This is a genomic window from Enterovibrio makurazakiensis (assembly GCF_050336585.1).
Classification (GTDB): Bacteria; Pseudomonadota; Gammaproteobacteria; order Enterobacterales; family Vibrionaceae; genus Enterovibrio; species Enterovibrio gelatinilyticus.
Genome location: NZ_JAKJSE010000005.1, coordinates 109,763 through 125,494, shown reverse-complemented (window position 1 = coordinate 125,494; position 15,732 = coordinate 109,763). Strand labels below are relative to the sequence as shown.

The 15,732-nt window shown below is 47.5% G+C and carries 10 protein-coding genes; 1 reads left to right on the top strand and 9 read right to left on the bottom strand.

All coding sequences use genetic code 11. The features are described 5' to 3' along the window. Positions 1–43: 43 nt before the first annotated feature. The 9 genes from panP to L4D06_RS02735 form a co-directional block, all read right to left on the bottom strand. Complete coding sequence (panP, locus tag L4D06_RS02775) at positions 44–1,723, bottom strand: pyridoxal-dependent aspartate 1-decarboxylase PanP (protein WP_429737781.1); 1,680 nt, start codon at positions 1,721–1,723, stop codon at positions 44–46. Between the two features lie 185 nt (positions 1,724–1,908). Continuing rightward, positions 1,909–2,445 carry a hypothetical protein gene (locus tag L4D06_RS02770; RefSeq protein ID WP_429737780.1) on the bottom strand — a complete coding sequence of 179 codons (537 nt, stop codon included), beginning with the start codon at positions 2,443–2,445 and terminating at the stop codon, positions 1,909–1,911. Positions 2,446–2,777: 332 nt separating this feature from the next. Then, a complete protein-coding gene (locus L4D06_RS02765; RefSeq protein ID WP_429737779.1) occupies positions 2,778–3,845 on the bottom strand; it encodes a sn-glycerol-3-phosphate import ATP-binding protein UgpC in 1,068 nt (355 codons plus the stop codon). A gap of 48 nt (positions 3,846–3,893) precedes the next feature. Further along, positions 3,894–4,742, bottom strand: coding sequence for a sn-glycerol-3-phosphate ABC transporter permease UgpE (ugpE, locus tag L4D06_RS02760; protein WP_017009426.1), 849 nt, complete (start codon positions 4,740–4,742; stop codon positions 3,894–3,896). Continuing rightward, complete coding sequence (gene ugpA, locus L4D06_RS02755; RefSeq protein WP_429737778.1) at positions 4,742–5,623, bottom strand: sn-glycerol-3-phosphate ABC transporter permease UgpA; 882 nt, start codon at positions 5,621–5,623, stop codon at positions 4,742–4,744. Before ugpA ends, ugpE begins: the two co-directional genes overlap by 1 nt. A gap of 115 nt (positions 5,624–5,738) precedes the next feature. Then, positions 5,739–7,043, bottom strand: coding sequence for a sn-glycerol-3-phosphate ABC transporter substrate-binding protein UgpB (ugpB, locus tag L4D06_RS02750; protein ID WP_429737777.1), 1,305 nt, complete (start codon positions 7,041–7,043; stop codon positions 5,739–5,741). Between the two features lie 328 nt (positions 7,044–7,371). After that, a complete protein-coding gene (locus tag L4D06_RS02745) occupies positions 7,372–8,655 on the bottom strand; it encodes an ABC transporter substrate-binding protein (RefSeq protein ID WP_429737776.1) in 1,284 nt (427 codons plus the stop codon). A gap of 10 nt (positions 8,656–8,665) precedes the next feature. Then, on the bottom strand, positions 8,666–10,108 hold the full coding sequence (locus L4D06_RS02740) for an ATP-binding protein (protein WP_429737775.1): 1,443 nt from the start codon (positions 10,106–10,108) through the stop codon (positions 8,666–8,668). Further along, positions 10,098–10,820 carry a response regulator gene (locus L4D06_RS02735; RefSeq protein ID WP_274163938.1) on the bottom strand — a complete coding sequence of 241 codons (723 nt, stop codon included), beginning with the start codon at positions 10,818–10,820 and terminating at the stop codon, positions 10,098–10,100. Before L4D06_RS02735 ends, L4D06_RS02740 begins: the two co-directional genes overlap by 11 nt. A gap of 570 nt (positions 10,821–11,390) precedes the next feature. Between L4D06_RS02735 and L4D06_RS02730 the strand changes: the two genes are divergently transcribed. Next, positions 11,391–15,614, top strand: coding sequence for a calcium-binding protein (locus L4D06_RS02730; RefSeq protein WP_429737774.1), 4,224 nt, complete (start codon positions 11,391–11,393; stop codon positions 15,612–15,614). Positions 15,615–15,732: the final 118 nt, after the last annotated feature.

The following is a 15,732-nucleotide window of genomic DNA, read 5'->3' as shown; positions in this document are numbered from 1 at the left end:
AAACCAAGAAACTGCCAATAGCAGTTTCTTGGGGGTTGGTATTTTACTCAGTGGTTAGTGCCTGAGTTATAGGGGCGTAAGCGAGGAGAATGCTATTTGCTAACGCCATCAGCTCGGGATAGACAAGAGTACTTTGCTTCGCGATACAACGTTGCTCATCAAGCACATCTTGCAAAATATCTTTTGTGGTAAGCGGGTTGGCGAGTACCACACGGAATACATGCGTCGACCGCCCATCAAGATGAGTGGGCGTTAATGTGGTACGTGATACAAAGTTCTGACCCGCTTCTCGCTGTCGTTTTTGAATGAAAACCGTCAACGCATTCAGTTGTTCATGGAGCGTATCTTTTTGGTTTGATGTGGCAATGGCGTAGGCTTGCTTTACAGATTCAGGAACGTAGCGATAGGTCAGTAAGCACAACTCGGGTTTGCTGATGATCTCAAAATCAGACTGCTGCGAGACTAGGTTGGAAAAGTACTCGGCTTTTTCGACGCTTTGGTCAATCAACAATTCGTAACCTTGACGACCAATGATGTTGAGGCTTGCAAACAGCAGCATTGCCATGCCACCACGTGACCCCTCAAGGGTATGGCTGCCGAGATCTTTTGAGCCCTTACGTAAAATGTAATCAGCGTGATGCTCAATAGCTGAAACCAACGATGGGTCTTTGAATATCACCATGCCAGCACCCATGGGCACATACATTTGTTTGTGAGCGTCAATGGTGACGGAGTCTGCACGCTCAATGCCTTTGAGCTTTGGACGTTGCGTGTTCGAAAGCAGGCTTGCTCCTCCCCAAGCGGCATCAACGTGAAAGTGCATACCTTCGCGTTCGGCGATATCTGCCATGGCATCTAGCGGGTCAATGTTGCCCGTTTCAGTTGTTCCAGCAACACCAATTAGCGCAAATGGCTTGATGTTTTTCTTCTTGAGTAATGCGACAGTTTCTTCAAGCTTATCGATACGAATACGATTGTTTTCGTCGGTAGGAATCGCAATAAGAGATTCACGACCAATGCCCAGAACATCGGCAGATTTCTTTAACGAATAATGCCCGCGTTCGGAGACAAGAATGGCGAGATCCTCGTAACCATAATGTTTCATGGCGCGAAACAATCCTTCCTCAGCGACACCTTTAAAAGCGCCATCTGATTTTAGGGCAGCATTTCGAGCGACCCAAAGCGCAGTAATGTTTGCGATGGTGCCGCCAGAGCAGAATGCGCCAAGCGAGTGCTCAGCACTGTGCATCCAGCTATCATAGAATGCATCATCTTGCTGATAAATAAGCTTATGAAGCATGCCCAACACTTGACGCTCTAGAGGCGTGAATGCTTTTGATGTTTCGATTTTCACCGTGTTCTGATTGAGCGCAATCATGATCTTAGAGAGTGGCATCAAAAAGTAGGGTAATGCTGAGGTCATGTGCCCAATAAATCGCGGCGAAGAAGTGTGTACAGATTGCGCGACCAGTTTGTCGAGTAAAAACTCTGTGTGGTCAGAAACAAAAGACGGCTGTTCTGGTACGTTGGCGTTACAGAAGTCTTTTTCTATTTCCGTCAGTGAATATTCGGTGGCAATGATGTGGTCTTGCAGGAAACGATTTAAGTTCTGCGAGATCGCCTGTTCAATCGTTCCCAAAGTGGAGTTTGGGGCTTCAGGTACAGTAAAAATACGGTGAAGGCTTTCTAGTGATGCTTTTGCCTTCTTTGTCTCAATGACCATATCAGGAATGCTTTCTCGAAGTTGGGTGGGGTTAGCTTACGCGACGCCGAACAATATGTATCGATGAGACACGACGAGAGTCATGCAACTTGGAGATTGTTCTTTCTAGTTGTCAGTAGGTAGATGAGGTCGCGATCGTCAAAAATTAAGGCAGTCCGTGCCGAACTGCCTGTTGGCGATAGCGACTATGCTTTTTTGTCACATTGAGTCTGGGACAATGCTTGCATCTCACTGTTATAACGTTCTAGCGGTACTTCAATTTCTTTTGGATGACTGAGTAGATCAGCGAGTGCAGAACGCAGATCATAGTTACCTTCATGGGCTTTGCTTTGACGGAACTCAAACACTTTCTTTGCCGCTTCGGCAAGTTCACCTTGTGAGTGGCTCAGTGCTTTTATGTCTTCTTGCGTCAAGTTCAACCACGATTCAACGGGTGCGTCGAGGTTTAGTTTACTCGGGTCGTTTGCAATGTAGTAATCAAACGCTTCGTTATTCAGGGTAAAGTGATTGCGTCGGCCTTCAAGAAACCAGTTAGCAACGCCTTCTAAATTTGGGTCTTTCTTAATGGTTAAATCTACCAAGTTTTCGTACCAAGAAATCGACGCGTTGACGTAGTTTTCATATTTCTGAGTCGCACATGCAGGATCAATTTGATTGATGTCTTTGGCGACGGCAATGCCGGGAAGAAGAGTGGCAAGAAGAAGCAGGGCAGAACGACTCATATCGCAAATCCTTTTTGATCGAAGTATATAGCCATTGCAGAACGGCATATTTTTATTGTTGTTATGGTAATGGTATACCCAAATGACCTCAAGGTGCATGTTTCACTGAGAAAAAATCGTGATTAACCCATGGCTTTGACGAGGTTTTAAAGGGAAATTGTCATCAGGTCAGAGTCATTGACCTCAGGAAGCTCAGATTGAAGGTAAAACGGTTATAACATCGAGAGAGTGGGCGCTTGGAGGTTACGAATATTCGCTTCAGCCTAGACGATTCAGAGGATGAACGCGCCTAGGCTGAGTGATTACAAGCCGTAATATGGACTGAAAAAAGATTACACTCTGAGTGCTTTCTCAGTGTCTTTGTCGAACAGGTGCACATTGTGTGAGTCTATGGTTAACGGCAGCGTAGCGCCATCTTCAACCACAATATGTCCTTCCACTCGCAGTGTAATTTGATGCTCAGTACCAGATACATTGCCGTAAACCAGTAAGTCAGCACCTAAAGACTCTGTCAGAATGACATCCATAGACAGTTGTTTATTCGCTGGATCGTCAGCAATTTGAAGATGCTCAGGGCGTAAACCGATGAGCAATTCTCTATCAGCGACGTCCAGTGGTTTCACGCAATCGCCATTCTCAAATACAAGCTGCCCGTCTTTGATTGCGCCGGGCACAATATTCATTGATGGGCTGCCAATAAATGTCGCCACGAACAGAGACGCGGGCTTATCGTAGACTTCAAGCGGTGTTCCGATTTGTTCAACGTCACCACCATTAAGCACCACGAGGCGATCAGCCAATGTCATGGCTTCAACCTGATCGTGCGTGACGTATACCGCCGTGGTATTGAGGTTGCGCTGAAGCTTTTTGATTTCAAGGCGCATTTGAACACGCAGCTTGGCATCAAGGTTCGACAGTGGCTCATCGAACAAGAAAGCCTTTGGACGACGAACAATCGCACGTCCCATAGCGACACGTTGGCGTTGACCACCAGACAACTGGGAGGGTCGTCGTTTTAGTAGGTGGTCAAGTTCGAGCATCTGTGCAACGTCGTTGACTGTCTTTTCAATTTCATCTTTCGGTACACCACGGTTACGCAAACCATAGGCCATGTTATTGAAGACGGTCATGTGTGGGTACAATGCGTAGTTTTGGAACACCATGGCGATATCTCGCTCGCCCGGCTCCCGCTCATTCACGCGTTGTTCATCAATGGAAAGCGTACCGCCAGAAATGGTTTCTAAGCCTGCAATCATGCGTAGTAGGGTTGATTTTCCACAACCACTTGGGCCGACGAGGACAATCATCTCACCATCATTGATGGCTAAGTCCACGCCATGAATTGCTTTGAACCCGTTTGGGTAAACTTTGCTTATTTGATCGAGTGTTACTGTTGCCATTCACGCATCCTCTGTGTGAAAGATTTCTATCTACCGGATAATTGGTGTTTATTTTTCTGTTTCTACAAGACCTTTCACGAAGAGTCTTTGCATACCAAGTACCACTAATACGGGGGGCACCATCGCCATCAAGGTGGTTGCCATCACTCTGTTCCATTCCACTTCGCCATCACCGACTGCCAGCATGCGCTGAATGCTCATTACGATGGTGTAGTAGTTGTCATCCGTCGTGATCAACAGCGGCCAGAGGTACTGGTTCCAACCGTAGATAAAGGTGATAACAAACAAGGCTGCGATGTTAGTGCGAGAAAGCGGAAGCAAAATATCAAAGAAGAATTTGATAGGGCCTGCGCCGTCAATTCGCGCCGCTTCGAGCAGTTCACCAGGCACGGTCAAAAAGAACTGGCGGAACAAGAAGGTAGCGGTAGCACTCGCAATCAAAGGAATGGTGAGTCCTGACATGGTGTTAAGCATGCTGAGATCAGCAATGACCTGAAATGTCGGCATGATCCGCACTTCAACAGGCAGCATGAGGGTCATGAAAATCACCCAAAACGCCAACATACGACCGGGGAAGCGGAAATACACCACGGCATAGGCTGACAGGATGGATATCGACAGTTTGCCGAAGGCAATGCCCAGCGCCATTAAGGTCGAGTTCCACAACATGCCCGCAACCGTGATATCAAGCTCACGCGATGTGCCTTCGGTGAAGACTTCAATGAACACATCAAGGCCACGGTCGCCAAACCATAGCGGTGTCATGCCACTAACGAATTCTTTGCTATCGTGCGTTGCGGCCGTTAATGCCAGCCACACGGGCAGCGCGACAATCAGTACACCGACAATAAGCACAAAGTGGCTAAAAAAGGTGAGTAGGGGTCTTCTTTCTACCATTAGTAAGCCACCTTCTTCTCAACGTAACGGAACTGAATCACGGTCAAAATACCTACCAAGATCATGAGCAGAACAGACTGTGCCGCTGAAGAACCTAAGTTCAAGCCAACAAAGCCATCTGAATATACTTTGTAAACCAAGGTGGTGGTTGAGCTGCCTGGGCCGCCTTGTGTCATCGCGTGGATAACGCCAAAGGTATCGAAGAAGGCGTAAACCAAATTGATAACTAATAAGAAGAACGACGTCGGTGACAGCAGTGGAAAAATGATGGTGAAGAAGCGTTTTGCGGGGCCAGCACCGTCAATCGCACCTGCCTCAATCAGTGAGCGAGGAATGGATTGAAGGCCGGCCAAGAAAAACAGGAAGTTGTAACTTATCTGCTTCCATGTTGCGGCGATAACCACCATGGTCATACCATGACTGCCATTGATAAAGGGATTCCAATCTACTCCCATGGCAGTAAGTGCATGGGCAAGCACGCCGACAGTCGGGTTGAACATGAACAACCAAAGAACACCTGCAACGGCAGGCGCGACGGCATAAGGCCATATCAACAGGGTTTTATAGGATGTTGCGCCTTTGATGACATGGTCAGCCATGACGGCCAACAACAAAGAGACACTCAGTGCGAGCACCGCAACAGCGAAGCTGAAGAACAGTGTGGTGCCAAAGGTTTCAAAATACGTACTGTCTTCGAATAGCTCGAAGAAATTGCTAAGCCCTACAAATTCAGTGTTTAAACCAAAAGGGTCTTCTAGCAAGGTTGATTGCCAAACTGCTTGTCCTGCCGGCCACAAAAAGAACACAAAGGTGATGATTAATTGTGGAGCGAGGAGCATGAGTGGCAGTAGGGTGTTTTGGAAAACGGGTTTGTTATCCATAAGCTATCTGCATCTCTTCCATGAAGGAGGGGGGCGAACCCGCCCTCCGTCTGATTACTTTAACTAGCCAAGTTAAGAACTGACGCTGTTATGAGTTCAGCGTTACGTTCGAGGGTTATTTGTTTGCTTTGGCAAACTTAGCGAGTAAGACATTACTGCGCTGTACTGCTTTGTCTAAGGCTTCTTGCGCCGTTGCTTCGCCAGACCAAACGTTCTCGAGTTCTTCGTTGATCACATCACGGATTTGTACGAAGTTGCCAAGACGAATGCCTTTTGACGCTGGCGTAGGCTCGACAGATGTCATCTGCGTGATGGCGACGTCGGTACCTGGATTTTTGTCGTAGAACCCTTCTTTCTTGCTTTGCTTGTAAGCAGCATGCGTGATTGGTAGGTAACCCGTGAATTGGTGCCAATCAGCCTGAATGTCACTGCTCGACATGAACTTGAAGAATTCCGCTACACCTTCATAGTCTTTCTTGTCGTGGCCTTGAAGTACCCACAATGTCGCGCCACCGATGATGGAGTTTTGAGGGTTCTTAATTTCAGACTCGTAGTATGGCAATTGCGATACACCAAACTCGAAGCCATCAACGTTACCTTTGATACCCGCGTAAGACGCTGATGAGTTCATATACATCGCACATTCACCGCTATAGAAAAGTGGTGCGCTGTCTGAACGGCGGCCTCCGTATTTGAATGTCCCATCTTTTTGCCATTCAGCCAGTTGATTGACGTGTTTAACAAACGGTTTGTTGTTGATGAGAAGTTTTGCATCTGTGCTGCCAAAGCCATTGTCAGCAGTGGCAATCGGTTGGTTGTGGCGCGCACCGAAGTTTTCGATTTGAACCCATGATTGCCAACCTGTGGTGAAGCCACATGTTACGCCGTTGTCACGCAGCTTTTTGGCAACGTCGCCCATCTCTTCCCACGTTTTTGGTGGTGTAACACCCGCTTTGGCAAACAAATCTTTGTTGTAATAAAGCACAGGAGTTGAGCTGTTAAATGGCATAGATAGCATGTTGCCATCTGTGTCCGTGTAATAGCCTGTTACGGATGAGAGATATTCTGATGAATCGAACGGCGTTTCCGTGTCTTTCATCAGTTCGTATACTGGGTAAATTGCCCCTTTTGCGGACATCATAGTCGCCGTGCCTACTTCAAAAACCTGCACAATTTCAGGCTGTTGTTTGGCGCGAAACGCTGCAACGGCACCCGTCATGGTTTCTGTGTAGTTACCTTTATAAACAGGCTTAACCACGAATTCCGTTTGGCTTGCGTTAAATTTGTCAGCAATCTCATTCACTTTTTCGCCTAGGTTGCCACCCATGGCATGCCACCACTCAATCTCTGTTGCTGCATAGGATGGTGCTGCGAGCATGAGTGAAACAGAGGTGAATGCTGCCAATTGACTTAACTTCATGTAGAACTCCTTGTCTGTCGGAATAGTTGCAATTCTTGTTCTATCTGTATCAACGTCCTAACTGCTCGAACGAGCAGCATTAGGTGAGCATACGAGCAAATTGTTGCAATTTTGTTATAGCACTCGAAAGGCGGAGTGTCATGATCGCAAACCACACAACAGATTAAATTTGCATCAGATCAGATGGCTTTCTCAAAATTTGGAAGCTTAGATAGGTAAAGAGATATATACCCAAACAACCTGAATCCTGCATCTCCAGGTTGATTGGGTATACAACGAGAACGGATGGCAGACACCGAGGTGGTGTCTGCGACAGTGAAGGAATTCGCTATAGTTTGTCAGCAAGAACAGCAGCGCGAACGTGGCGAAGCGTTTCGTCGATATCGACGTTGTCGTTGTTGTAAAACCGGGAGATGACATCAAAGAGCGCGATCTGGGAAGCGCGTCCAATGGCCATGTTGTGCGAAAGACTTGCAACAAGGTTGTCGGTCGCAGCGGCACGCAGGAAGGCTTGCATGGCGTCTTGTGCACAATCATCGAAGCTCTTCATGTCGATATCAACACGTACAGGAATTGATCCTTTGTTTTGGTTAAATTCTCTCTGAAACTCCGGATCAAGGATTAGCGTCGCTAACTCTTTTTGAGAGGCAATGGTTTGTGGGTTGTCTTTGTTAAAAAATACGAAGCTGTCGATATTGAATGAAAACTGATTAGCGGTTCCAGGCGCCGGCAAACAGACGAAATCTTTTCCTGCGATTTTGTCGGCTGCTAAAAACTCGCCCTTTGCCCAATCACCCATTATCTGCATGGCAGCCTTACCTTCGATAACGAGCGAAGTGGTGTCACTCCAGCTTCTACCAGGACTGTTTGCATCTGTGTATTGCTTCATTCTCCGAAGCGTTAGCAAGGTTTCACGCATTTTAGAGCCAGTAAGCAGTTCGGAATTATGCTCGGAAAATGCGCGTCGAAAATCATCGGTACCCATGATGGCAAGTGCAATGGATTCAAATAACGTCGCTTCTTGCCATGCTTCGTTGCCTAGCGCGAGAGGGATATAGCCAGCAGCTTTGATTTTTTCAGCGGCGACAAAGAATTCATCTAGCGTTTGTGGCAGCGCTGCGCCTACTTCTTCAAACACCTTGCGATTCGCCCATAGCCAATTGACTCGGTGAATATTGAAAGGGACAGCAACATAGTGACCATCGACTTTGAGATAGTCCGATACTCGGCGAGGAAGTAATTCGCTCCAGCTTTGCTGTTCAGCAACGTCATCGATATTGGTGAGAAAACCCTGAGCGCCCCATTCTTGAATTTCAGGACCTTTTATTTGTGCTACATCGGGCGGGTTGCCTGAAAGTGTGCGAATTCGAAGGGTATTGATCGCACTTGCTCCTGCACGTCCTGGAACGGCGAAGTCCTTCCAGTTGTGGCCTTGCTCTTTCATCATGTCTTTTAGTTCTTTGACGGCTAGGGCTTCACCACCGCTGGTCCACCAGTGAAGGACCTCGATTTCACTACCGTTTGTGTTTTCGCTTGTGCTTTGAGTGTCTGCTGCAATGGCAAACACTGGGACGCTTAAGCTCAGCGAGAGCAAAATGGATACAATGTTCATAGCGTCACTTTTATTGATCGACTTTAGGGAACGCAATGTCAATTTGAAGCCCCCCAATGTTTCTGTTAGATAAAATCAATTCGCCACCGTGGGCGCGAATGATGTTCTTGGCGATACCCAAACCTAATCCTGTTCCATGTAAATCAGTATGAAGACGGAAGTAGGGATCGAACACTTTCTTTAAGTATTCAGTTGGGATACCGGGACCGTTGTCCATTAGCGTAATATCGAGAGATTTTTCGCTGTCATGAATATAGACAAGGACTTCGTCGCCATATTTCACGCCGTTATCGATGAGGTTAGTCAGGCATCGTTTAAAAGCGAGTGGTTTGCAACTAAATGGTCGACTTTGCTCGCCGCGAATGATCACGCGTTGGCGTTGTTGATTGTGGATTTCCGCGATACTGGTGATGATTTGCAATACATCAATTTGGGTGACGTTCTCGTGAATATCGGTATCTTTTACCGTCTGTAATGCGCCTTTAACCATGATTTCTAGCTCATCCAAATCCTTATTGATTTTGGCTGCTTGAACTTCGTCGTCGATTAATTCTGCGCGGAGTCGTAGCCGAGTGATCGGTGTCTTCAAATCATGAGAAATAGCGCCAAACAGCTTTTCTCTATCATGCATGTAGCGTTGCAATCGCATTTGCATCAGGTTGAACGCACGAGTCACTGTGGTTATTTCGCTTGCCCCTTCTTCGACTAATTCTGGCTGCTCAATATCGGTGCTGAGTCTGTTCGCCGCTTGCGCGAGGCGTTTAAGCGGGCGGGTCTGATTGCGTATTAAAGTGAAGGTAAACACCAGCAATAGGGTGGTAATTGCAAACAGGAACACGATTTGATCGGCATTCACCAAATCATTTTCTAACGTAATGTATGGGGCTGGTAAAACAGCGGCAATGTAAACCCACTGCGATGCATCCAACTCGATTTGTACGACCAAAATGGGAGGATTTAGCGGTTCTAGGCTCAACGTATGATGCGCCCAAGACTTTGGAAGATCAGAGAGCAGTAAGCTGTTATTTAACACGCGAAGTGTTTCAGGACGAGAAAACTCTACGTGAATCGCGTCAACGGTGGGTAGCTCTTTTTGTAGTACGGTTTGGATAGTCTTTACGGCTTCTCTTTTTGCCAGACTTTCTTCGACAGGCTCAATGTCGATTTCTTCTGTATTAAATGAAACGAAAAAGCGTGCGCCACCCATGTTCCGCAATTGATCCAGTGCGATATGACGATATTCAACAGGCAAGGATTGGAAGAACGTCGTCGTTGAAGCGAACATTTGCGCCATGCTTTCCGACGCGGCTTTCAATCCGTCGACTTCCCGCTGCTTTGATTGGGTATACCAAAAGAAACTGGCAATACTCTGCGCGAGGATCACAGATAAAACAGTCAAAATTAGCGTTCGCGACAATAGCGAACGCGGCCAGAAATATTGCTTAAGATTCATAGGTAATATCTGCGACGAAAATATAGCCTGTTCCGCGCACTGTCTTGATAATGGTGGACTGGCGTCCGTTATCTTTGAGGCGCTGACGAAGTCGGCTCACCTGCACATCGATACCACGCTCTTGTGGTTGCGCCTCTCGCCCACGTGTCGCATTGGAAATTGCATTGCGATCAAGCATGGCATTAGGGTTTTCAATGAACAGCATAAGTAGGGCAAAATCAGCCGAGGTCATTTCTACATCTTGACCAGTGACTTGGTGATTTAGTCGCTGAGTGACGGGGTCGAGACGCCATTGCGCAAAGCGAATCGCCTTGGGTTTTGACATAGTCGTTTCTTGTAGCTGCTGTGTACGACGAAGTAGGGCGCGGATCCTTGCTATTAGCTGTCTTGGGCTAAAAGGTTTAGCGATATAGTCATCGGCACCGAGTTCTAAGCCGATAATTTGATCGGTTTCATCAGACACTGCCGTCAGCATGATGATAGGTACGCTCGAGTCTTGACGAACATATTTGCAAAGCGTAAAGCCGTCATCTCCCGGTAGCATGACGTCAAGAAGGATAAGATCGGGGTATTGAACAGCGAGCTTGGCTTTCATTTCTTGTCCATTTTGCGCCGTCGTGACGTTATAACCGGATTTGGACAAATACTCCTGAAGCAGTTCGCGGATTTCTAAATCGTCATCCACCACTAAAATCCGCTTCTGATTAACCATGAAAGTCATTCCTCTTATTCTTCTACATAAGCCCAATATTATCTTAGAGAATAAGGATTAGCGCTAGCGTCAAACGCCGAATTTGATGGGGTGAAGGGTATCAAATTCCCTGATGAGCATAGATTGCACTCATTGAGCCCTGCATTGTTTAGTCAGTAGTTTGGGTATCGTTAATCAAGAGCTGATTAAGTGCAATTACGGCGAGAAATCTAATTCCATTATCATAATCCTTCCGATACAGAAGAGAAGCGTCTCTCTATTGACTGGTTCAACGGTTAATGACACCGACAACGTGTCTGGATAAATCCGAATATTGTCTATTTTACTGACGGTCAGAATGTGAATTTGTCTGTCTAAAATCTTATATATTGTCTGACCAGCTATCGATACGCCAGATTGAAGTCTTGAAATATAAATGTATTTCAATTGGTTAAAGTGGCGATTTTGTAAGATCGTCATTTTTCATTTGGCTTCCATATTGAGACTCATGTTGCACATTTGGAACATTTGTACAATGCGACTAGGTTTTATACAGCGAGAAAGTGTTGTGGTGAGATTTAGGTGGTTTCAATGGCAGATGAAGTTGTAAACGGAACACAGACCGATGATGTGATTCAGGGCACTGCGTCCAATGACACAATAAATGGCGGTCTAGGTAATGATGTTATCACTGGCGGCAAGGGTGATGACGTCATCATGGGGAATGGAAGCGGAAATAGCCCTTCGTCATCTGATATTGCCTTAACTCACGAAGCAGACAGTAGCTTGTTTAATGTTCAAGGTGATGGTCCCATAAAGCTCGAACTCAGCAATATCGCTAGTTCAGCGGGGTTCAAAAGTAGCTTGGGCTATTACGTGGTCGATGACAATGGTTTGGTTATTGAAGCCCAGATTCTCGCTGATAACGTAAAAGAGGTGTCCGAAGCCTCCGTGTCTATTACGCCAGCCTTGAATGCCACTTCCGTTGGGCTGTTCCTTGTGCCCAATGGTTTTAATCGAGGCTATGACAACGGTCCGGTTGAGCTCGATTTAGTGTCTAGTCCTCCACAAGTCGTTCAAGATGGCGTGAGCACCAATGTCTTTGTATCGAACGAAGGGCTAAATGGTGATGGCGGAGACCACGAACGCTTCGATGGTGAAACCTCCGGTTGGGAAGACCTTTGGGGACTTGGCGATCGTGATTACGACGACGTGCTGTTGACGGTTTCTGCGGTTCAAACCGTGGTGAGTACAGACAATGACACCCTAAATGGTGGTCAAGGCGATGACATCATTTATGGCGAAGAAGGTGACGACACTTTAATCGGCGCACGCGGAGACGATGATCTCAATGGCGGCAGCGGCGACGATGTTCTGAGAGGCGGTCGAGGAAATGATGAACTGCAAGGTGGCACCGGCGAAGATTCGCTATACGGCGGCAGCGGTGCAGACAGTCTTTATGGCGGTGATGGCGACGACCTGCTAAACGGCGGTTCAGGTAATGATTTGTTGCAAGGCGGAGAAGGTAATGACTCCCTCATTGGTGGCAAAGGCCAAGACAGCCTATATGGCGCAGAAGGTGAAGATACGTTAAATGGTGGCAAAGGTGCCGACCAATTGTTTGGTGGTGATGGTAACGATACCGTTATTGGTGGTAAAGGAAACGATTATCTCAAAGGCGATGCTGGCGATGATTCACTGTTCGGTGGGAATGGTGCTGACGAAGCCAAAGGTGGTTTAGGAAACGACACCATAAACGGTGGCAACGGAAATGATGTTCTCTACGGGGATAAAGGCGATAGCGCTGCCCGCGGAGAAAATATGACATTTAACGGTGATTTCGAAGCATGGGGTGATGACTCTCGTGCTCGATGGGGACTGTTTGACGAAGCGGCTGGATGGACGACACCTGACAATGTCAAAGTTGAACTTCAGCAAGGTGGCTTCGGTGGCGGTCCAGCCAACTCTAACAGCAACACTGTTATGGAACTGGATTCCACACAAAATGCGACGGTTCAACAAACGATCAACGTAACACCAGTGGCGGAAAATCAAGATACGCCTCTTGAGTTAAGTTTCGACTACGCAAACCGCTACAAAGGAGGTGATACCGAAACTAGCCCTTTCTCTGTGACCATCACAGATCAAGATGACAACGTCATCTATACCCAATATTTCGACAACAACCAGTCTAACGAGAGTTACTTGTCTTTTGATGCCTTGTTCGTGGTTCCGGAAGGCACTGACGATATAACGGTTACCTTGCAAGGCGAAGGGAAGTCGGACAGTTTCGGCGCATTGATTGATAGCGTTTCGATTACACAAGTTTACGAAACGGTAAGTGTCGATGGTGTTGAATACGAATTTACCGGCAATGCCGATGTCATTCATGGCGGCAAAGGCAATGACACTATTTATGGTGAGACGGGCGACGATCAACTTAACGGTGGAAAAGGCGCTGATTATCTTGATGGTGGCTTAGGCGATGATAACTTGGTTGGTGGACGCGGCAATGATGAGTTGCAAGGCGGCGCTGGCAACGATGTATTGAACGGCGGCTTTGGTGCTGACACGCTCAATGGCGGCGATGACGACGATACGCTTTATGGTGGCAAAGGTCACGACTCGTTATCAGGTGATGATGGAAACGATTCTCTGTTCGGTGGTTTGGGTAACGACCAAATCAGCGGTGGTAAGGGTGACGACGCATTAACGGGCGGCAAAGGTAGCGACGTTCTAAACGGTGAAACGGGTAACGACACCCTCACTGGTGGTCGCGGCAATGACGAACTCAACGGCGGCTCAGATGACGACTCCCTTTACGGCGGTATCGGTAGCGATATTCTGCAAGGCGGTAACGGTGAAGACGTCGCCTATGGCGGTTCAGGCGCTGATAAAGTGTATGGCGGTAGCGGAAACGATCAGCTGTATGGCGGCAATGGTGCCGATAAAATGTACGGCGGTTCGGACGACGACAGCGTATACGGCGGCAAAGGCGATGATTATGTCAAAGGAGATGCTGGTGATGACGCTTTATATGGTGGACTTGGCAACGATCATCTCAGAGGCGGAACAGGGAATGATAGTCTGTATGGCGCAGCGGGCAGTGATGATCTAGAAGGCGAAGCGGGTAACGACACCCTGTTTGGCGGTCGTGGTGCTGATGATCTCGATGGCGGTGAGGGTAGTGACATACTGTATGGCGGTGCAGGGCGTGATGTGCTGCATGGTGATGACGGTAATGACATCTTGTTTGGTGGCCAAGGAAACGATGAACTCCAAGGCGGAGAAGGCAACGATACCCTGAAAGGTGGCGTTGGTGCTGATACGTTATATGGTGCCGAAGGCAACGATAACATTCTCGGTGGTGACGGTAACGATGTTGCCTATGGCGGTGAAGGAAACGACATCGTTAAAGGCGGAAAAGGCAATGACACATTGTCTGGTAGCAATGGCGATGACGTCGTCTTCGGCGGGGATGGTAATGACACATTGTCCGGTGCTAACGATAACGACACGCTGGTGGGCGGTAATGGTCGTGACAATATCAATGGCGGCAGCGGTGACGATTTGATGCTCGGTGGCAATGGTGACGATGTACTCTACGGCAGCAGCGGCAGTGATATTGCGTATGGTGGCGAAGGGACGAACAGCATTGAATTGGGTAGCGGGAACAATACCGTCGTTTATGACGGCAAAGGTAATGACACCGTCATCGACTTCAGCACTCGAGATGACAAGATTGTTATCCCTCGTTCGCTCGGGATGTTGTCTCTGGCTGCGTTAGGGTTGACGCAAGACGGTGCAGATGCCTTGTTGTCAATCGGGGGTAACTCACTTCGCTTACAAAACGTTGATGCGGGAGATATCACCGAGAGCAACCTTGAGTTTGTGAGTGACGACGATTTCGACGATATGTTGAGTGTCGACAATGTCATGGCGGTAGAAGAGCAAGGTATTGTGGCGCAACTTGATGGTGGTTTTCTTGCCACGGGTAACCTACTTAGCGAAGAAAATACCGTTGGTCATTGGCACATTAAGACAATAGAGATTGATGACACCATTTATGAAGTTTCTAATTCGACGGTGGTGATTCAAACTGAGCACGGTGAACTGACGGTGTTTGGTCAAGATGACGAACGCCATAGTGAAGGTGAATATGCTTACCACCTCACGACTGGAGCAGCAGTGGACCAAGCCTTGGAGCATTTTGACCTGAAGCTTGAAAACGACATAGGTGATGTCGCAGATGCTTCTTTCGATATCTTGGCCGGTGAAGAGGTGGACGATAACCTCCATGACTTAACGGGCGATAACGTCATTGAGGGAACAGCTGGAGACAATGTTCTCGTTGGTCATAGTGACGACAATGAAATCTATGGGTTTGGTGGCAACGACTTGATTGATGCTGGTCTGGGCGATGATTTGGTATCAGGCGGCGCGGGGTCTGATGATATGTTTGGCGGAGAGGGTTCAGATACCTTTGTGTTCTTGAAAGAGCATGCAGGCGAAGGCACTGTCGATGTCATTATGGACTACTCACCATCACTCGATTTGTTGGACTTCAGTGACTTGCTAGATACGGTTGAAAGCGAAGATCTCGGCAGCTACCTAGTTTCTCTCGAAAATAATGAAGAGAACGAAGCGACATTGTCATTAGCATCAGAGGGTGAGGCGGTCGATCAACAAGTCACCTTTAGCAATATGTCTTTGGCCGATTTGGCAGGCGCATTTGACATGCCTGTGAGCTCTACTGGTCAGGATGTGCTTAGCAATATGCTTGAGGAGAATAAGAGCATCATCAATAGTTTCTAAGTTGGTCTTGGCGCGTGTTAAACAGACAAGCGCGAAATGCTCCATCGAAACCCAAGAAGTGACCCAAGTAGAGATAAATAAAAAACCCGGCATCAGCCGGGTTTTGTTTATTCTAAGA

Excerpts from the sequence above, each read along its gene's own strand:
- L4D06_RS02735 (WP_274163938.1), bottom strand. The coding sequence starts at position 10,820 with ATGGTTAATCAGAAGCGGATTTTAGTGGTGGATGACGATTTAGAAATC.
- L4D06_RS02745 (WP_429737776.1), bottom strand. The coding sequence starts at position 8,655 with ATGAACATTGTATCCATTTTGCTCTCGCTGAGCTTAAGCGTCCCAGTG.
- ugpE (WP_017009426.1), bottom strand. The coding sequence starts at position 4,742 with ATGGTAGAAAGAAGACCCCTACTCACCTTTTTTAGCCACTTTGTGCTT.
- L4D06_RS02765 (WP_429737779.1), bottom strand. The coding sequence starts at position 3,845 with ATGGCAACAGTAACACTCGATCAAATAAGCAAAGTTTACCCAAACGGG.
- ugpA (WP_429737778.1), bottom strand. The coding sequence starts at position 5,623 with ATGGATAACAAACCCGTTTTCCAAAACACCCTACTGCCACTCATGCTC.
- L4D06_RS02730 (WP_429737774.1), top strand. The coding sequence starts at position 11,391 with ATGGCAGATGAAGTTGTAAACGGAACACAGACCGATGATGTGATTCAG.
- L4D06_RS02770 (WP_429737780.1), bottom strand. The coding sequence starts at position 2,445 with ATGAGTCGTTCTGCCCTGCTTCTTCTTGCCACTCTTCTTCCCGGCATT.
- panP (WP_429737781.1), bottom strand. The coding sequence starts at position 1,723 with ATGGTCATTGAGACAAAGAAGGCAAAAGCATCACTAGAAAGCCTTCAC.
- ugpB (WP_429737777.1), bottom strand. The coding sequence starts at position 7,043 with ATGAAGTTAAGTCAATTGGCAGCATTCACCTCTGTTTCACTCATGCTC.
- L4D06_RS02740 (WP_429737775.1), bottom strand. The coding sequence starts at position 10,108 with ATGAATCTTAAGCAATATTTCTGGCCGCGTTCGCTATTGTCGCGAACG.